General features: G+C 67.3%; 1 protein-coding gene. It reads right to left on the reverse strand.

Annotated elements, in window-relative coordinates:
* On the reverse strand, window positions 1-510 hold a 510-nt coding region (locus G3N64_RS40505; protein WP_205788931.1), incomplete at both ends, for an AMP-binding protein.

Below are 510 nucleotides of genomic sequence, written 5' to 3' on the forward strand. Positions count from 1 at the left end.
AGAGCGTGCCGCCGAGTTCTTCCGGGTAATAACTCTTCTTGAAACGCTCCGGGTCGCCCCAGATCGTGCGGATCATCGCGGGCCACGGGCGCTTGACGACGAGGATGCCGCCTTGCCCGTTCGGCACATCCTGGCCCGTCTCGTCGACCACCGCGGCCATGATGCCCGGCAGCGGCAGCGTGCACGAACCGGGCACGGTGGGCGTCGCGCCCGGCAGCGGCGTGATCATGTGGCCGCCGGTTTCCGTCTGCCACCACGTGTCGACGATCGGGCAGCGCGCCTGGCCGACGTGCTTGTGATACCACATCCACGCTTCCGGATTGATCGGCTCGCCGACCGTGCCGATGATGCGCAGGCTCGACAGGTCGTAGCTCTTCGGATGCACCTTGTCGTCGGCTTCGGCCGCCTTGATCAGCGAGCGGATCGCGGTCGGCGCGGTGTAGAACACGGTGACCTTGTGGTCGCCGATCATCTTCCAGAAGCGGCCGGCGTCCGGGTAGGTCGGCACGC

The organism is Burkholderia sp. Ac-20344, from assembly GCF_017104975.1.
GTDB lineage: Bacteria > Pseudomonadota > Gammaproteobacteria > Burkholderiales > Burkholderiaceae > Burkholderia.